13 protein-coding genes are annotated in these 16,766 nt (G+C 53.7%); all 13 read left to right on the top strand.

Annotation, left to right across the window (positions count from 1 at the left end):
• The first annotated feature begins 173 nt into the window (after nt 1–173).
• The 13 genes from M975_RS07375 to M975_RS07435 all read left to right on the top strand — a co-directional run bounded on the left by M975_RS07375 (nt 174) and on the right by M975_RS07435 (nt 16,734).
• Nucleotides 174–1,775: an ABC transporter substrate-binding protein gene (locus M975_RS07375; RefSeq protein ID WP_064558395.1), complete on the top strand. Its 1,602-nt coding sequence runs from the start codon at nt 174–176 to the stop codon at nt 1,773–1,775.
• 72 nt (nt 1,776–1,847) lie between these two features.
• Complete coding sequence (locus M975_RS07380; RefSeq protein WP_064558398.1) at nt 1,848–2,348, top strand: GNAT family N-acetyltransferase; 501 nt, start codon at nt 1,848–1,850, stop codon at nt 2,346–2,348.
• A gap of 4 nt (nt 2,349–2,352) precedes the next feature.
• The gene (locus tag M975_RS07385) at nt 2,353–3,108 is read left to right on the top strand and encodes an alpha/beta fold hydrolase (RefSeq protein WP_064558400.1); all 756 of its coding nucleotides are present in this window, start codon (nt 2,353–2,355) and stop codon (nt 3,106–3,108) included.
• Nucleotides 3,109–3,230: 122 nt separating this feature from the next.
• The gene (locus tag M975_RS07390; protein WP_064558401.1) at nt 3,231–3,464 is read left to right on the top strand and encodes a DUF2526 family protein; all 234 of its coding nucleotides are present in this window, start codon (nt 3,231–3,233) and stop codon (nt 3,462–3,464) included.
• A gap of 252 nt (nt 3,465–3,716) precedes the next feature.
• The gene (gene atzF / locus M975_RS07395) at nt 3,717–5,513 is read left to right on the top strand and encodes an allophanate hydrolase (protein WP_064558404.1); all 1,797 of its coding nucleotides are present in this window, start codon (nt 3,717–3,719) and stop codon (nt 5,511–5,513) included.
• Between the two features lie 12 nt (nt 5,514–5,525).
• A complete protein-coding gene (gene uca / locus M975_RS07400) occupies nt 5,526–9,149 on the top strand; it encodes an urea carboxylase (protein ID WP_064558406.1) in 3,624 nt (1,207 codons plus the stop codon).
• 14 nt (nt 9,150–9,163) lie between these two features.
• On the top strand, nt 9,164–9,841 hold the full coding sequence (locus M975_RS07405) for a GntR family transcriptional regulator (RefSeq protein ID WP_064558649.1): 678 nt from the start codon (nt 9,164–9,166) through the stop codon (nt 9,839–9,841).
• A gap of 20 nt (nt 9,842–9,861) precedes the next feature.
• Nucleotides 9,862–11,133 carry an urea ABC transporter substrate-binding protein gene (gene urtA / locus M975_RS07410; protein WP_064558407.1) on the top strand — a complete coding sequence of 424 codons (1,272 nt, stop codon included), beginning with the start codon at nt 9,862–9,864 and terminating at the stop codon, nt 11,131–11,133.
• Nucleotides 11,134–11,250: 117 nt separating this feature from the next.
• Nucleotides 11,251–12,741: an urea ABC transporter permease subunit UrtB gene (urtB, locus tag M975_RS07415; protein ID WP_064558408.1), complete on the top strand. Its 1,491-nt coding sequence runs from the start codon at nt 11,251–11,253 to the stop codon at nt 12,739–12,741.
• Complete coding sequence (urtC, locus tag M975_RS07420; protein WP_064558409.1) at nt 12,741–13,814, top strand: urea ABC transporter permease subunit UrtC; 1,074 nt, start codon at nt 12,741–12,743, stop codon at nt 13,812–13,814. The genes urtB and urtC overlap by 1 nt, the downstream gene beginning before the upstream one ends.
• Complete coding sequence (gene urtD / locus M975_RS07425; RefSeq protein ID WP_064558412.1) at nt 13,814–14,611, top strand: urea ABC transporter ATP-binding protein UrtD; 798 nt, start codon at nt 13,814–13,816, stop codon at nt 14,609–14,611. The genes urtC and urtD overlap by 1 nt, the downstream gene beginning before the upstream one ends.
• Before the next feature lie 143 nt (nt 14,612–14,754).
• Complete coding sequence (urtE, locus tag M975_RS07430) at nt 14,755–15,453, top strand: urea ABC transporter ATP-binding subunit UrtE (RefSeq protein ID WP_064558416.1); 699 nt, start codon at nt 14,755–14,757, stop codon at nt 15,451–15,453.
• Between the two features lie 105 nt (nt 15,454–15,558).
• Nucleotides 15,559–16,734 (top strand): GNAT family N-acetyltransferase, encoded by a 1,176-nt coding sequence (locus M975_RS07435; protein WP_245164343.1) that lies wholly within the window; start codon nt 15,559–15,561, stop codon nt 16,732–16,734.
• Nucleotides 16,735–16,766 lie beyond the last annotated feature (32 nt).

Raw genomic sequence — 16,766 nt, forward strand, 5'->3', positions numbered from 1 at the left:
AAACCATTAGCGGTATTTTGTGCTGCGTCTGACGTAAAAATGCACGAATATCGCTGTTATTGAATAACGTGAGAGCCTTTTGTTATTTGTCAGCGACGCAGGGTTATGGTGTGATTAATACTTAAAATAATAAGTTCACACATCACTTTGGCAAGCATCTAAAAGGCAAAAATATGTCGACAGGGAAAACACTACTCGCGCTGCTGTTAAGCAGTCTGTTACCGGCATCTGCGGCGTTCGCCGCCGCAAATAACAGTACGCTGGTTTACTGTTCCGAAGCCTCTCCAGAATCCTTCAACCCACAAATCGCCAGCTCCGGCCCAACTTTCGTTGCCAGCTCGCAAACGCTGTATAACCGCCTGGTCGAGTTCCGTACCAGCGATAACCTGCCGGTGCCATCACTGGCGACCGCGTGGGAAATCAGCCCGGACGGTAAAACCTATACCTTTACCTTGCGTAAGGGCGTGAAATTAAACAGCAATAAAGAATTTAAGCCGACGCGTGACTTTAACGCCGACGACGTGGTTTTCTCGGTGATGCGCCAGAAAGACCCGAAAAACCCGTACCACAATGTATCGCAGGCGACTTACGAATACTTTAATGATGTCGGGCTCGATAAGCTGATTACCGACGTGAAGAAGATTGATGACAATCACGTCCAGTTCACGTTGAGCGAGCCAAATGCGGCGTTCCTTGCCGACTGGGGCATGGACTTTGCTTCGATTCTATCGGCTGAATATGCTGATGCCATGCTAAAAGCGGGCACGCCAGAAAAAGTGGATACCGCGCCAATCGGCACCGGCCCGTACGCGTTACAGGAATACAAAGTGGATTCGTTGATTCGTTATATCGCGAACCCGAATTACTGGAATGGCGAAGTGCCGACCAAACACCTGATCTTCTCAATCACGCCAAATGTGCAGACACGTATGGCGAAATTGCAGAAGAACGAGTGCCAGATTATCCCCGCACCGGCACCGGTTCAGTTTGAAGCCATTAAATCTGACAAGAACCTCGAGTTGCATACCGTCGATGGTTTGAACGTGGGTTATCTGGCGTTCAATACCACTAAAAAACCGTTTGATAACGTGCTGGTCCGCCAGGCACTGAACTACGCCGTCGATAAGCAAGCCATTATTAATGCGGTGTTTATGGGCTCAGGCACTATTGCCAAATCGCCAATTCCACCTGCGATGTTAGGTTATGATAAAACACTTAACGATCGTTCCTACAACCCAGCCAAAGCAAAAGCGTTGTTGAAGCAAGCGGGATTAGAGAAAGGTTTCGATACCGATTTGTGGTCAATGCCGGTGCAACGCCCGTACAACCCGAACTCACGCCGTATCGCTGAGATGATCCAGCATGACTGGGCGAAAGTCGGTGTGAACGCGAAAATCGTCACCTTTGAGTGGGGCGAATATCTTGCAGGCATGCGTAAAGGCGAGCACTCTTCCGCGCTGTTTGGCTGGATGAGCGACAACGGTGACCCGGATAATTTCGCGGACACACTGCTGGGTTGCGGCAGCATTAAAAGCGGCTCTAACGTCGCGCGCTGGTGCGATAAAGATTACGACGCGTTGACGAAGAAAGCGAAGCTGACCAGCGACCCGGCTGCTCGTGCCAAATTGTACGAACAGGCGCAGGAAGTGTTCTACCAGCAAGCTCCGTGGATCCCACTCGCGAACGGTAAAACCTTCTACGCGACCCGCAGCAATGTGACAGGTTACAGCGTAAGCCTGAACGGTAGCGATTTCTCGAAAGCCAAATTGAATTAATCTCGACGGACGCTTCCTGATATGGGAAGCGTCATATTTTGGACTCGGTAAATACACAAACAAGGATGAAAAATGGTTACGTTCAGACCTATGTTACGCCATGATTTTCTCGCCTTTGTTGATTACTTCGTTGTGGATTATGCAAGTGAGATAGCCAGTAGTTATCGACTATCCGAAGCGGATGCTTTATTACAGGCGCGACGTGAGACAGAGGCAAGTTTCCCGGACGGTGAAAAGAGTGCCGGGCAGGTCGTGTTATGCATTACACAAACCCATTTGGGTGAAGAACAGCATATTGGCTATCTATGGTATAAGCCGGACTCAGAACTAAAATCTGTTTACATCAACGACTTTTATCTCTTTCCTCAGTTTCGTGGCCTGGGGCTGGGTAGTGAGGCGATGAAAAGTCTGGAAGAGCGGCTAATTCAGCAAGGCTATAACCAGATCAAACTTCGGGTGGCTGGAGATAACCGCAGAGCCAGACAGGTCTATGAAACTAACGGTTTTGCTGTCACCGGTATCAATATGAACAAAATATTGGGTGTTTCTTCCCATCCTGCTTCTGAAGATTAATGGTATGGAATCGTTTTTCTCCGCTGTAGCAAAATGCCGCGTTCGCTGGCTGGACTTACCCGGAACAGGGACGCCATTAGTTTTTGTTCATGGCCTTGGTTGCGCCTCATCTTATGAATATCCTCGCGTCGTTGCTGATAAAAATTTTGCTGGACGAAGGGCGATTCTTATCGACCTTCCGGGTTACGGATATAGCGAGAAACCCAAAGATTTCAGTTATACAATTACCGAGCAGTCTGCAGTCGTTGCCGAACTGATTTCCCATCTCTGTTTGAAAAAGTTCTTTCTCTATGGCCACAGTATGGGAGGCAGTATTTGTATTGAGGCTTCTCAACGATTAGCTGAATGTCTGTGCGCGTTGATTGTTTCTGAACCCAACTTCCATCCAGGAGGTGGGTTTTTCAGCAAACAAATATGCAGCTATACAGAAGATAATTATGTCGCACGCATCCATACATCTTTGGTCGCCGACGAAACGGGCCCCTGGGCAGGAAGTTTATCTGTTGCCGCACCTTGGGCTGTTTGGCGAGGAGCCGATAGTCTGATAACCGGGAATAACTGGTTTGAGATGTTCGCGCATCTGAAGAAACCCAAAAGCCTAATATTCGGTGAAAGCTCCTTGCCTGATAGCGATTTCACTAAAGTTCAAACCCTGAAAATCACGACTACAGTATTACCAGACTGCGGGCATTCAATGTCGTGGGAAAATCCGTCTGCGTTGTCCCATGCTCTGGATACATTCTGCAAAATGCATGAGTGAATGGTCATGACGGTGATACTTATGCTTGAAAAATTGCTGCCGAGTCATAGCGATAGAGATAAATTTATTGATTCCTCACCTGAAAAGGTTAGGGTGTCGGTACAAAAATTAAGGAGATTGTTATGGCGCACCTTGAAGACGTAATTGCCCGCGTAGACGCAGCGGTAACTGAAAATGTGATTGAGCATATGAATGAGTTGCTGATTGAACTGAGCGATGATGCTGAGTTAACCCGCGAAGACCGTTATGCGCAGCAACAGCGCTTGCGTATCGCCATTGCGCAGAAAGGCCATCACCATAAAGCGGAGTCTGAAGAGCGCCGCGAAGCCTTAACGAAAGGCGGCACTATTGTTTAACGATGGGCGGGAATTTCCCGCCTTATTTTTAATGAATTATTAGGAATTAAAAAAGTATAAGTAAATAGTATGACGGCGAATATCTGCACCTTCCTGGATAAATAATTTCATTGCACGCTCTAAAAGAGTGCGGGGAAATATTCCACTTCACCTCTGATGGCCTCTAATTAACTGAATGTGATAATAATTAAAACTTTGGCACGCTAAATGCTTTATTCATTCCATCTTGTATACCAGATGGGATTCCAGTTTATGTCAGTAGCGACTTTGTCTGAATGGGTAGCGAGTTACCGCCAGCACCCGCAACAGCTTGTGGCGGCATATCAACAATTAGATGCAGATTTATCTCGCGATGATAATGCCTGGATATATATTGCATCGCATGACGAAATCTATGCGCAATTAACCACAATTTTTCAGGTAATTAATTCTGGCGAAAAACAAACAGGTGACTTCCCATTATTAGGGGTTCCTTTTGCTGCGAAAGATAATATTGATGTAGCCGGAATGCCGACCACTGCCGCTTGTCCTGAGTTTACTTACGTTCCTGAAAAAGACGCAACGGTGATTGCCCGCCTGAAAAGCGCAGGGGCGATTGTTGTTGGCAAAACCAACCTCGACCAGTTTGCTACCGGGTTAGTCGGTACGCGCTCCCCATTTGGTGCGGTAAAAAATACCTTTAATCCAGACTATGTCAGCGGTGGCTCAAGCTCTGGCTCGGCATCCGTGGTGGCTCGCGGGCTGGTGTGCTTCTCGCTGGGAACCGATACCGCAGGCTCCGGGCGCGTCCCGGCGGGGTTTAACAATATTGTTGGCCTGAAACCCACCAAAGGCTGGATTTCTACCGCAGGCGTGGTTCCCGCATGCCGCCTGAATGACTGCGTTTCGGTGTTCGCATTAACGGTTGAAGATGCTGAAACTGTCGCCGCCGTGGCGGGCGGCTACGATCCACAAGATCCGTACTCTCGTTCAAACCCGCAGACCGCACCGGCACGTTTTAGCGAGAAGCTACGTTTCGCCATTCCCGACACGCTGGAATTTTTTGGCGACCGCTTAAGCGAAACCGCATTTGCCAAAACCCTGGCGCGTTTGCAGCAGCAGGGCGCGGAACTGGTGCCGATTAATTTCAGCGCCTTTAACCAGTTAGCCGAGCAACTTTATTACGGCGCATGGGTAGCTGAGCGCACCGTTGCAGTGGGCGATATTTTCAAAAACAAGCCTGAAGCCATGGACCCCACCGTGCGCGGGATTGTGGCCAACGGCCTGAACTACACGGCATGTGACGCCTGGCAGGCGGAATATACCCGCGCGGAACTGGCGCAAAAAATTAACGCACAGCTCAGCGAGTTTGACGCGCTGGTGGTGCCAACGTCACCGACCATTCATACCCTCGCTGAAATGGCGCAGGAGCCGGTGCGTTACAACTCGCAATTTGGCACTTACACCAACTTCACTAATCTGGCCGACCTCTGCGCGCTGGCGCTGCCTGGGGATTTCCGTGAAGACGGTTTGCCTGCGGGCATCACGATTATCGCGCCCGCATGGCACGACCAGGCCTTGAGCCACTTCGGGAAAAACTGGCAGCAGGCGCTGAACCTGCCGCTGGGGGCAACTGAAAAAGCACTTCCTGCGAGCATGGCCGCAAAAACTTCTGCAAACCACGTTCGCGTTGCTGTGGTGGGCGCACATCTGCGCGGAATGCCGCTCAACCACCAGCTCACCACGCGCAATGCAGTGTTTATCGAAGAATCGTACACCGCTGCCAATTACCGCCTTTACGCGCTGGCCAACACTCAGCCGCCAAAACCAGGCCTGGCCCGCAGCCAGGAAGGGCTGCCGATTGTGGTTGAGCTGTGGGATATCCCACTGGCGCGGTTTGGCGAGTTTGTGGCGGAGATCACAGCACCACTGGGGATTGGCACATTAACGCTGGAAGACGGCCGCAGCGTGAAAGGGTTTATTTGCGAGCCCGCAGCACTGGCGGATGCCACGGATATTACCGCGTGGGGCGGCTGGAAAGCCTGGCTTGCCCGTCACCACAGCGCTTGAGGAGGAGGGTCTATGCTTTTTAGCTCTGTATTGATTGCCAACCGTGGCGAAATTGCCGTTCGGGCGATTAAAACGCTCAAGAAAATGGGTATCGGCAGCGTGGCGGTTTACTCCGAACCTGATGCCAACGCACAGCATGTGATGGATGCTGACGTAGCCATCGCGCTGGGTGGTGAAAAAGCGGCAGACAGTTACCTTGATATCGACAAAATCATTGCCGCCGCAAAAGCGAGCGGTGCGCAGGCGATTTTCCCAGGTTACGGTTTTTTGTCGGAACGCGCTGAATTTGCCCAGGCCTGCGATGATAACGGGCTGGTGTTTATCGGCCCAACCGCCGAACAAATTCGTGATTTCGGCCTGAAACACCGCGCTCGAGAACTGGCATTTAAAGCTGATGTGCCGATGACGCCGGGAACGGGCCTGTTGTTGACCCTGAAAGAAGCGCAACTGGCGGCGGCTGAAATTGGTTACCCGGTAATGCTGAAAACCACCGCTGGCGGCGGGGGGATTGGCCTGACGCGCTGCGAAGATGAAGCGAGCCTGATTGATGCCTGGTCGAGCGTGAAACGCATGGGCCAGCAGTTTTTCAGCGACGATGGTGTGTTTATCGAGCGTTTTGTCGACCGTGCGCGCCACCTTGAAGTGCAGATTTTTGGCGACGGCAAAGGCAAAGTAGTGGCGCTGGGCGAACGTGATTGTTCGCTGCAACGTCGCAACCAGAAAGTGGTAGAAGAAACCCCGGCACCCAACTTGCCGCAAGCCACGCGTGAAGCGATTCATGCCGCAGCCGTAGCACTCGGTGAGTCAGTCAATTACTGCAGCGCAGGCACCGTGGAATTTATCTACGACGCCGCCCGTGATGCGTTCTATTTCCTTGAGGTGAACACCCGCTTGCAGGTCGAGCATCCGGTGACGGAAATGGTCACCGGATTAGATCTGATTGAATGCATGATTAACGTCGCTGCAGGCGTCACGCTTGACTGGCAACGCATGGCGCAGTCGCCGAAAGGGGCCGCCATAGAAGTGCGTATTTACGCCGAAGATGCGTTGAAAAACTTCCAGCCAAGTCCTGGCGTATTGACTGACGTTCACTTCCCGCAGGATGTGCGGGTAGATGGTTGGGTCAGTACCGGCAGTGAAGTCAGTGCGTTTTACGATCCGATGATCGCTAAAGTGATCGTTTACGGCGACGATCGCCAGCAGGCGTTAAGTAAACTGAACACGGCGCTGGCCGCCACGCGTTTACACGGTATTGCGACCAACCTCGATTACCTGCGTCAAATTGTGCAACTGGCAGAATTTAAAGCCGGAGTGATGTGGACTCGCCTGCTGGATGACGTGGTTTACCAGGCTCACGCCATTGAAGTGCTGGAACCCGGCACCTGGAGCAGCGTGCAGGATAGCCCTGGCCGCCTGGGTTACTGGGACATTGGCGTGCCGCCATCCGGCCCAATGGATGATTTTGCGTTCCGCCTCGCAAACCGCATTGTGGGTAATCATCCGTCGGCCGCAGGTCTTGAATTTACCCTGCAAGGGCCAACGCTGCGTTTCCATAGCGCCGCCACTATCGCGCTAACTGGCGCTGATTGCCCGGCAACACTGGATGATGAAGCTATCCCATACTGGCAGCCGGTGATCGTCAAGGCGGGGCAGACGTTAAAACTGGGGCGTGCAACCTCGGGTTGTCGCACTTATCTGGCGGTACGCAATGGTTTCGACGTGCCGGTTTATCTTGGTAGTCGTTCGACATTTGCTCTCGGACAGTTTGGCGGTCATGCCGGGCGTACTTTGCGCGTGGCAGATGTGCTGGCGATTTCCCAACCGTGCTTACCGGCGTGCACTACGCCCGCACCGATTTCATTGCCACAAACCCCGGAACCGGCAGTTATCCCGCAATACAGCGATGTCTGGGAAATTGGCGTGTTGTACGGGCCGCATGGTGCGCCTGATTTCTTCACGCCGGAATCCATGCAAACGTTCTTTGAAGCCGAGTGGCAGGTTCACTACAACTCGAACCGCCTCGGCGTGCGTTTAGTCGGCCCTAAACCTGAATGGACGCGAGCTGATGGCGGCGAGGCGGGCCTGCATCCTTCCAACGTTCATGACTGTGAATATGCGATTGGCGCGGTGAACTTTACCGGCGACTTCCCGGTGATCCTGACGCGTGACGGTCCAAGCCTGGGCGGGTTTGTCTGCCCGGTCACCATTGCCAAAGCAGAACTGTGGAAAGTCGGGCAGGTGAAACCAGGCGACCGTATTCGTTTCCACGCGATCACCTTTGAACACGCTCAGTCGCTGGAAATCGCCCAGGACGTGGCGGTGACTAATTTACTGCATGTGCTCACGCTGCCAGATTTGCACCCGTCGATTACGCCGACCACCACTTCAAGTGCGGCAATCCTCGCAGAATTAGCGGCACAAGATTGCCTGCCTGCTGTGGTTTACCGCCAGGCGGGTGATAACTACGTGCTTATCGAATATGGCGATAACGTGCTGGACCTGGCACTGCGCCTGCGTATTTATCTGCTGATGAAAGCCATTAAACAGGCCGGAGTTTCTGGCATTGAAGAGCTTTCTCCGGGTGTGCGTTCGCTTCAGGTGCGTTACGACAGCCAGCATATTTCCCAGTCGCAACTGCTGACGTTATTGCTTGGGCTTGAGAAACAGCTCGGCGATGTCACGAAGCTCAAAATCCCGTCGCGCATTGTCCATCTCCCGATGGCTTTTGAAGACAGCGCGACGCTTGCCGCCGTTGAACGCTACCAAGAAACCGTGCGGGCTGATGCGCCGTGGCTGCCCAATAACGTTGATTTCATTCAGCGCACCAATGGCCTGGCGCACCGTGACGAAGTGCGGGACATCATCTTTAACGCCAGTTATTTGATTCTGGGTTTGGGGGATGTGTATCTCGGCGCCCCTTGCGCGGTGCCTCTCGACCCGCGCCACCGCTTGTTGAGTTCGAAATACAACCCGGCCCGCACCTGGACTGCCGAAGGCACCGTTGGTATTGGCGGCATGTATATGTGCATCTACGGCATGGATTCGCCGGGTGGCTACCAGTTGGTGGGGCGTACGCTGCCCATCTGGAACAAATTCCTTAAGAACGAACAGTTTGGCGACGAGCCCTGGCTGCTGAAGTTCTTCGACCAGGTGCGTTTCTATCCGGTTTCAGAAGACGAATTGACCGAATTTCGTAGTGCATTCCGCGAAGGTCGTGCCGAGGTTCGTGTTGAACAGGTTGAGTTTGATTTTGCCGCTTACACCGCGTTCCTTGTCGACAACGCCGATGACATTACTGATTTCCGCACCCGCCAGCAACGGGCCTTTGTCAGCGAAGTCGCACACTGGAAAGAGCAAGAAAGTGCTGCGGTCGAGAGCGCGATGCTTGCGCAAGAAGAGCTGGTTGAAGATCAGCCAGGCCAACTGGTGAGCGCGGATCTGAACGGCAATATCTGGAAGATCCTCGTCGAACCGGGGCAGGTGGTGAAGCAGGGCGAGCCGCTGATTGTGGTGGAAGCGATGAAAATGGAGCTGATGGTGGCCGCACCTTGTGATGGAACCGTTATTCGTATCAGTTGCCAGCAGGGTCGCCAGGTAGGGCCGGGTGATGCGTTGTTGTGGCTGGATGCGGTGTGAAGTTTGGTGAGGGCATGAAAAAACCAGAAGGCGCTGCCGAACGCATCTATCGCCAGCTGAAACAGGAAATCTTCGATTTCCAGCTACTGCCCGGCGACCGTTTTAGTGAAAACGATATTGCACGGCGCATGGCGGCGAGCCGCACACCGGTGCGCCAGGCACTGTATGCCCTGGAACAGGAAGGCTATGTCGATGTGCAACCGCGCAGTGGCTGGCAGATCAAAGCGGTAGATTTCGATCATCTCGAGTCGCTCTACGATCTGCGCATTGTGCTGGAACTCGAGGCGGTAAAACGGTTGTGCTCCTTACCCGAAGAAGTGCGCCCAATGCCGCTCCAGGCACTAAAGCAGTTCTGGATTGATGCACCGCAACTGCCCAATGGTGCGGAAGTGGCCAGCCACGATGAAGTTTTCCATATGACATTGGTGGAGGCGGTTGGAAACCCGGAAATGGCGCGGGTACACCGCGAAATCACCGAAAAAATTCGCATTGTGCGGCGGCTCGACTTCACCAAACGCCCCCGCGTCAGTGCCACGTATCTCGAGCATGGGCAGATTTTGCTCGCCATTTTGAACCGTCAACTTCAGGAGGCGCAAACCCGCTTACACGACCATATAGCCGCAAGTCAGAAAGAGGTCCGTCAAATTACTCTCCATATGCTTCATCAGGCGAAGCATGGGGTTTTACCTTAATACTTTTGGAGTGAAACATTATGCAGCGTCGCACCTTTATTAAAGCCTTTGCGCTCTCCGCGTCCGTTATCAGCATGGGTTTGGCCTTTAGTGCTCAGGCCGCCGACACCATCAAAGTCGGCATCATGCACTCGCTCTCCGGCACCATGGCGATTTCTGAAACGCCATTAAAAGATGTGGCGCTGATGACCATCGCTGACATTAACGCCAAAGGCGGTGTGCTCGGGAAACAGCTTGAACCGGTGGTGGTCGATCCGGCGTCAAACTGGCCGCTGTTTGCAGAAAAAGCGCGCCAACTGTTAAGCCAGGATAAAGCGGCGGTGGTGTTCGGCTGTTGGACGTCGGTATCGCGCAAATCGGTGTTGCCGGTATTTGAAGAGCTGAACGGGCTGCTGTTCTACCCGGTGCAGTACGAAGGTGAAGAGATGTCGCCAAACGTGTTTTATACCGGTGCGGCACCCAATCAGCAGGCAATTCCGGCAGTGGAATACCTGATGAGTGAAGATGGCGGAGCGGCGAAACGCTACTTCCTGCTGGGCACGGATTACGTTTATCCGCGCACCACCAACAAAATTTTACGTGCGTTCCTGCATTCCAAAGGCGTGCAGGATAAAGACATCGAAGAGGTGTATACCCCGTTTGGTTACAGCGATTACCAGACCATTGTTGCCAATATCAAGAAATTTTCAGCTGGCGGCAAAACGGCCGTCATTTCAACCATTAATGGTGACTCCAACGTGCCGTTCTACAAAGAACTGGCAAACCAGGGCCTGAAAGCGACCGATGTGCCGGTGGTGGCGTTCTCGGTCGGTGAAGAAGAGTTGCGTGGGATAGACACTAAACCACTGGTCGGTAACCTGGCGGCGTGGAACTACTTTGAGTCGGTGGATAACCCAACCAACAAAGCGTTTGTCGCCGAATGGAAAGCGTACGCCAAAGCCCACAAGCTGCCGAATGCTGACACGGTTGTGACCAACGATCCGATGGAAGCGACCTACGTTGGCATCCATATGTGGGCACAGGCGGTGGAAAAAGCCGGAACCACGGACGTCGACAAAGTTCGCGCGGCGATGGCAGGGCAAACCTACAAAGCGCCGTCGGGCTTTACGCTCACCATGGACGCCACCAACCACCATCTGCATAAGCCGGTGATGATTGGTGAAATTGAAGGTAACGGCCAGTTTAACGTGGTGTGGCAGACCGATGCACCGGTACGCGCGCAGCCATGGAGCCCGTTCATTGCAGGCAATGATAAGAAGTCTGACGAGCCTGTGAAAATGGCGAGTAACTAACTCGTTTTCTCCCTCACCCCGGCCCTCTCCCCAAGGATAGGGGGGAAACCGGACGATCCCCTCTCCCTGGGGGAGAGGGTTAGGGTGAGGGGGAAAAGCGAACCGAAGGAGACAATCATGAAACTACTCCGCTGGCTGTTAATCGTAGCCTGGCTGCTGCCGTGTCTTGCGCGAGCCGGAGATGCCGAGGATTTTGCCGCAGCCAACCGCACACAACAGGCCAAACTGCTGCAAACCTGGGCGGCGGCACCTGATGCAAAGCGTTTACCGTTACTTAACGCTCTGGTGCATGAAAATCTGGTCATTAACGATAAAAAAGTTCGACTGACTAACCGTTTGCGGATTCTGGCAGGAAGCGCGCTAGCCAGCCACCAGTTAGTCAGTGACAACGTCACCGAACGTTTACAAGCCGCAAAGGCTCTGCAACGCGATGCACAGCCAGAGCTGCTGCCGCTGGTGCAACAAAGACTGAAAACTGAACAAGACGAAGGTGTCCGCCGTGCGCTTGAAGGTGTACTCGCACAACTTCAGCTCACCAGTCACGATGCAAAAGTGCGCCTGAATGCGGTAGAGCTTCTGAGCCATTCTGCCGATCCCGATACGCAAGCATTGCTCAAACCGCTGGCTGACGCGCAGACCGAACCCGATGCGCAGGTACGCCACGCCGCCAATGAAGGACTGCAAAAAATTCAGCACCGTTTAATGCTGGGCGACATTCTCGGCCAGGCATTTATGGGGATCTCGCTGGGTTCCATTTTGCTGCTGGCCGCTCTCGGGCTGGCAATTACCTACGGCTTGCTGGGCGTGATTAATATGGCACACGGCGAAATGCTGATGCTTGGCGCGTATTCCGCGTGGCTGGTGCAAAGCGTATTTCAGCACTACGCGCCATCCTTGCTGACGTTTTACCCGATAGTGGCATTACCGGTGGCGTTTGCCATTACCGCCGGCATCGGCATGGCGCTTGAGCGCACCGTGATTCGCCATCTTTATGGCCGCCCGCTGGAAACACTGCTGGCGACATGGGGTATCAGCCTGATGCTGATTCAGATTGTACGCATGGTGTTTGGTGCACAAAACATGGAGGTCGCCAACCCGGCGTGGCTTTCCGGTGGCGTGCAGGTTTTGCCGAACCTGATTTTGCCGTGGAACCGCCTGGTGGTGATTGGTTTTGTGATGCTGGTGCTGCTGTTTACCTGGCTGCTGCTGAACAAAACCCGTCTTGGTATGAATGTGCGAGCCGTGACGCAAAACCGCGCTATGGCTGCCTGCTGCGGTGTGCCAACCGGGCGTGTGGATATGCTGGCGTTTGGCCTCGGTTCCGGCATTGCGGGTCTTGGCGGGGTGGCACTTTCGCAGCTTGGCAATGTCGGCCCCGAACTGGGGCAAGGTTACATCATCGACTCTTTCCTGGTGGTGGTACTGGGTGGTGTTGGCCAACTGGCGGGAACCGTGGCTGCGGCATTCGGGCTGGGTATCTTCAATAAAATACTGGAACCGCAAATTGGCGCGGTGCTCGGCAAAATACTCATTCTGGTGCTGATCATTCTGTTTATCCAGAAACGCCCGCAAGGCCTGTTCGCGCTGAAAGGGAGGGTTATTGACTGATGAGCCAGCCGCTAACGTTAACGCTCACCCGCAAAGCGCCGCGCATTTCGCTGGTGCTGGGTTCACTGATTGTGTTGCTGATGCTGACATTGCCATTTTTAACGCTGTTGCCAGCCAGCCATCCATTGAGCCTTTCGACCTACACGCTGACGCTGGTCGGCAAAATTCTCTGTTATGCCACGGTCGCTGTGGCGCTGGACTTAGTGTGGGGATACGCCGGGTTACTTTCCCTGGGCCACGGCATTTTCTTCGCCCTCGGCGGTTACGCCATGGGGATGTATCTGATGCGGCAGGCGGCAGGTGACGGACTGCCTGCGTTTATGTCATTCCTGAGCTGGGACCAACTGCCGTGGTTCTGGTGGGGCACGCAGCACTTTGCCTGGGCGCTGGCGCTGATTGTGCTGGTGCCAGGGTTGCTTGCCCTGGTGTTTGGTTTCTTCGCGTTTCGCTCAAAAATCAAAGGCGTCTATTTTTCGATTATGACTCAGGCGCTGACTTACGCCGGAATGCTGCTGTTCTTTCGCAATGAAACGGGCTTTGGCGGCAACAACGGTTTTACTGGCTTCACCACAATCCTGGCTATGCCAATTACCGCAACGGGCACGCGTATTGGGCTGTTTATCGCCACGGTTTTATTACTGCTGGCAAGCCTCGGGATAGGTTTTGCCCTGGCGCGCAGCAAGTTTGGCCGGGTGTTGACCGCGGTACGTGATGCAGAAAACCGCCTGGTGTTCTGCGGTTATGACCCGAAAGGTTTCAAACTGCTGGTATGGACGTTGTCCGCCGTGTTGTGTGGCCTTGCCGGGGCGCTGTATGTACCGCAGGTGGGGATTATCAACCCGGGTGAAATGTCGCCAACCAACTCCATTGAAGCCGCGATTTGGGTGGCGCTCGGCGGGCGCGGCACGTTGATCGGCCCGATCCTTGGCGCGGGGCTGGTGAACGGCGCAAAAAGCTACTTCACTATGGCGGTGCCGGAATACTGGCAGCTGTTCCTCGGCCTGATTTTTATCGTCGTCACGCTATTTTTACCGCGAGGCGTGATTGGCCTGCTGCGTAAGGGAGACAAATAATGCAACCAGGCGAGCCGCTGTTTACCCGTCAGCATGAAGCTGACCGCTTTCGCGACCAGACTGACCCGGTGCTGATGCTGGAAAACATAAATGTCAGTTTTGACGGCTTCAAAGCGCTGACAGATTTGTCGCTCAATATTGGCGTTGGCGAGTTGCGCTGCGTGATTGGCCCGAACGGTGCCGGGAAAACCACGCTGATGGATGTGATTACCGGTAAAACTAAACCGCAAAGCGGCAGGGCGTTTTACGATCAGTCCACTGACTTGATGCGCCTGGAACCGGCTGATATTGCCAAACGCGGCATTGGACGCAAATTCCAGAAACCGACGGTGTTTGAAGCGCTGACGGTATTTGAAAACCTGGAGATTGCCCAGAAGGCTGATAAATCAGTCTGGGCGAGCCTGCGGGCAAAGCTGAATTCTGAACAGCGCGACCGCATTGACGAAATGCTTACCACGCTGCGCCTCGGTACAGAACGCCATCGTAAAGCCGGGCTGCTGTCCCACGGGCAAAAACAGTTTCTGGAAATCGGCATGTTGCTGGTGCAGGAGCCACATTTGCTGCTGCTGGATGAACCCGCTGCGGGCATGACGGATGCTGAAACAGAATATACCGCTGAACTGTTTCGCGGGCTGGCGGGCAAGCACTCGCTGATGGTGGTGGAGCACGATATGGGCTTTGTGGAAACCATTGCCGACCATGTGACGGTGCTGCATCAGGGGCAGGTGCTGGCAGAAGGGTCGCTTCGGGAAGTGCAGGCCAACGAGCAGGTGATTGAAGTGTATTTGGGGCGGTAATTTTGTGGTGGGGGATTGATGCCCTCACCCTAACCCTCTCCCCCAGGAGAGGGAATGACTCGGTGTCTCCTTCTCCCACAGGAGAGGGGATCGTTCGTTTTTCGCCTTCTCCCTATGGGAGAAGGCCGGGATGAGGGTGGTTTATGCTACAAGTCAACGAACTCAATCAATACTACGGCGGCAGTCACATTCTGCGCGGGGTCTCGTTTGAAGCAAAAATTGGTGAAGTCACCTGCCTGCTTGGGCGCAACGGCGTGGGCAAAAGCACGCTGCTGAAATGCCTGATGGGGCTAATCCCGGCGAAATCTGGCAGCGTGAACTGGCAGCAGAACAACATCACCAGCCGTAAACCGCACCAGCGTGTACAAGCGGGGATTGCTTATGTGCCACAAGGACGCGAAATCTTCCCGCGCCTGACGGTAGAAGAAAACCTGTTGATGGGGCTTTCACGTTTTGCGGGGCGTGACGCAAAACAGGTGCCTGAAGAAATTTACCAGCTCTTTCCTGTACTCAAAGAGATGAAACAACGGCGCGGCGGTGACCTTTCTGGCGGGCAACAGCAACAACTGGCCATTGGCCGCGCCCTGGCCTGCAAACCGCAGCTGTTGATTCTGGACGAGCCAACCGAAGGGATACAGCCCTCGGTGATTAAAGAGATAGGCCAGGTGATTAGCAGTCTCGCCGCTAAAGGGGATATGGCTATTTTGTTGGTCGAGCAGTTTTATGATTTCGCCGCCGATCTCGCCGACAACTATCTGGTGATGTCGCGTGGCTCAATTGTCCAGCGTGGTAAAGGTGCTGATATGGAAGCTGAAGGCGTGAGAGGACTGGTGGCGATTTAGTCCCGAGCGATGGTCTGCTAAATTGGCCACATTATGGTTCTTTTTGTTATGCCATTCGTTGTTTATATTCATGGTACAAATTCTATCTTCCTTGTGAGGCATCGATTGACTGGATCAAATGAATATCAACAACCTGTTGGCAATGCACTTCCGGGCTGGCAACCTTGCCCGCGCCCAGAGCGTGTGGTGCTGGAAGGGCGTTACTGCCGCCTGGAACCGCTGACCCGTGTCCAGAGCGCTGGTTTGTGGGATGCCTGGAACACCGCCAAAGATGATCGTGGCTGGACATATTTAAGCGTCGGGCCGTTTGAAGGTGCCCAACAATTTTCTGATTTTATAGAAACCGCGTCGCACAGTAATGATCCGCTGCATTATGCGGTGGTCGATACCCAAAACAGCAAGGCGCTGGGCACGCTGTCGCTGATGCGCATCGACCCGGCCAACGGTGTGGTGGAAGTTGGGTTTGTGATGTACACCCCGCTGCTGCAACGCACCGTTCAGGCGACCGAAGCCCATTATCTGCTGATGAAATATGCTTTCGGGCTCGGGTATCGCCGCTACGAGTGGAAATGCGACAGCTTGAATGGCCCGTCGCGCCATGCGGCGATTCGCCTTGGTTTCCGTTACGAAGGGCTGTTCCGCCAGGCAATAGTCTATAAACAGCGCACTCGCGACACGGCATGGTTTTCGATTCTCGATAGCGAATGGCCGGTGATCCAGCAGGCGTTTGAAACGTGGTTGTCTGCTGAGAACATGCCTGATGGCATACAGAAGCAGGGTTTATCGCAAATTCGTGCAAGCCTTGCAGTTAACCGCGCAAAATCCGATCGCCACCCGGTGCAAATCAGGGCGCTGGTCGAAAGCGATTTCGCGGCGTGGTCCGAGTTATGGCAAGGTTATCTGACGTTTTATAACTCGCAGCTCAGTGATGCCGTTACCCAACTGACCTGGCAACGTTTTCATGATGCCGCCGAGCCGATGTTTGCGTTGGGCGCCTTTAACGAACAAGGGAAAATGCTGGGCATTGTGCATATGATTTACCACCGAGGTACCTGGTCGGCGTCCGATCATTGCTATCTTGAAGATCTGTTTACTGCGCCTGAATTGCGCGGCAAAGGGGTTGGCCGGGCATTGATTGAAGGTGTTTACCAACATGCTCAATCGAAAGGTTGTGGCCGGGTGTACTGGCATACCCATGAAACCAACGCGGCAGGCCAGGCGTTATACGACAAGTTAGCGGATAAGCCTGGGTTTATTCAGTACCGTAAAAATATGGGCTAGCGCGTGAGTTATTCAGGGTGGATGAGCGAAGC

The organism is Buttiauxella brennerae ATCC 51605, assembly GCF_001654925.1.
Taxonomy (GTDB): domain Bacteria; phylum Pseudomonadota; class Gammaproteobacteria; order Enterobacterales; family Enterobacteriaceae; genus Buttiauxella; species Buttiauxella brennerae.